The following is a 2060-nucleotide window of genomic DNA, read 5'->3' as shown; positions in this document are numbered from 1 at the left end:
AGGTGATGTGATGGCGCTGTGGCGATCATGTGGGGTCGGCATCCCCGCACTGTGCGGGCGGTGACCCCGGTGGCGCGCGGTGCCGGATGGGACACCGTGACAGACCCGGGGTATTGGCGGGTACACGACCAGCGCCGGTGGGCGGAACCGGGGCAACCGGTTGCGTGAGAGCGCGTTTCCCGGCCAATCGGTGGTTTCCGGCCGCCCGGGCCCCGCTCGCTCCCGCCCCGACCCCGAGCGGGGACCGGGACAGAGGCTCGGAACAGGGTCCCAGGACGGCCCCTACAGGGGGCGCAGGAAGGGGCGGCTCACCTCACCCGCGTGCGTGCGCCCGCTCGAACACGGCGAACGCGGCCTCCTGGCGCCACTCCAGGCGTGCCTTCGCGCTGCCCGCCAGGAACTGCCGGCAGCGCGCGCTGTGCACCGGCAGCCCGGGGTGCTCGGCGCGGCAGACCTCGACCGGACGGTAGCCCTGGGCCGTGGGGTTGCCCTGCCAGAGGTCGGCGCCGGGCAGGAAGGCGTACTCCAGGGACGCGCGGGCCAGGTCCTTCAGTTCGGGGTAGTCCAGGCCGTAGGTCGCGGCCGCGTACTGGTACTCGTGGCTGATGTCGATGCGGGAGACACCGGGGTCGTCGGTGGCGAGGACGACCGGGACGCCGTAGCGGCGGTAGGTGGCGAAGGGGTGCTCGGCGCCCTTCACACCGAGGATCTGGGCGTTGCTGGAGAAGGGCACCTCGACGGCGATCCGCCGGGCCGCCATGGTGCGCGCGGTGTTCTGCCAGTCGTCCTCGTGGACGAGGTCCACGCCGTGCCCGACGCGCTCGGTGTGCGCGACGCCGACGGCCTCCTTGATGTGGAACCTCAGGTCCGCCGGCTTGACCAGGCCGGGCCACAACTCACCGGCGTGCAGGGTGACATGGGCCCTCGGGTACCGGGTGCGCAGATAGCCGACCATGCGCATCTGCAAGCTGTAGTTCTGCAGCGAGCTGTCCCAGTCCTCGGGCTGGACGAGGTTGACGGCGACGAAGCGCGGGTCCGCCTCGGCGAGCCGCATGCCGAGGGCGAGCTGGGTGAACACCCGCACCGGTGAACCGCCCCGGGACGCCTGGGAGATCCAGCGGACGGTGAGCCCGCAGGCGGGCCGGGCCCCCGCGGTGCCGCAGTGCTCGGCGGCGCGGAACTCGGCGTCGCCGTCGTCGGCCTCCTTGCGCGCGGCGGCGACCAGCTTGTCCAGCCCGCCGCCCGCGACCAGCTTGCGGTGCAGGGCGGGGAGGTCGGCGTCCCAGCCCACCTCGTCGGCGAGCTTCTTCGCGCCGTCCGAGGCCGGGCTGACCATCGTCTCCAGGTACGACTGGTTGTTGCTCACGGCGGTGTCGGCGACCTGCGCGAGCAGCTTGCCGCGGTGCCGCCAGGTCACCTCGCCGAACTTGCCGAAGGTGTCGAAGAAGTGGTCGTGGCCGTTCTGTCCGGGCGGGAAGTCCTGCATGGACCAGGCGCGCACGATCGCCTGGTGGAAGGCGCGGTCGGTGCGCGCGTCGGCGGCGGGGCGGGTGCCGGCGCCGCAGGGCGGGGGGACCGCGGTCATCGTCGCGGTGTCGATGCACAGGCCGTCCTCGGCGGCCAGCTCCACGAGGTAGTCCGTGTTCACCGCACCGGAGAGGTGGTTGTGCAGGTCACCGCCCTTGGGCAGCTCCCGGAAGAAGGCGCGCAGGGCGGCGGGCCGGTCCTTGACGGAGCGCAGATAGGCGTCGGTGCGCGCCTCGGCGGCCGTGGCCTGCCGGGGCGGCGGCGCGGCGGGCCGGGCACCCGGGCGCGCCGGCTGCGCGGCGGCGGGCAGGGCGGACAGCAGGGACAGGACGCTGAGGGTGCCGAGCACGGCCGGAACGACCCGGCGCGGTACGGCACTTCGAGGGTGCAGACTCACACCCGCATGATCACCGAAGGGGAACGGCGAGAGGGGCGCAACCGGCGCGCGGCATCCGGAGAGCACCCTTGCGAGTGACACGTCCGTCTTCATGTCCGGTACCGGCCGGGCCTCCCGCCCGGTGCGGACGTGCCGG

The 2060-nt window shown here is 73.5% G+C and carries 1 protein-coding gene; it reads right to left on the bottom strand.

Annotation, left to right across the window (positions count from 1 at the left end; translation table 11 throughout):
- Positions 1–313: 313 nt before the first annotated feature.
- Positions 314–1924, bottom strand: a complete 1611-nt coding sequence (locus FRZ03_RS29970; protein WP_146468231.1) for an adenosine deaminase family protein — start codon at positions 1922–1924, stop codon at positions 314–316.
- Between the last annotated feature and the right edge of the window lie 136 nt (positions 1925–2060).

The organism is Streptomyces misionensis (genome assembly GCF_007896895.1).
GTDB classification, from domain to species: Bacteria; Actinomycetota; Actinomycetes; order Streptomycetales; family Streptomycetaceae; genus Streptomyces; species Streptomyces misionensis_A.
The sequence above is the reverse complement of the archived record's forward strand: the minus strand, read 5'-3'. Positions and strand labels throughout refer to the sequence as shown.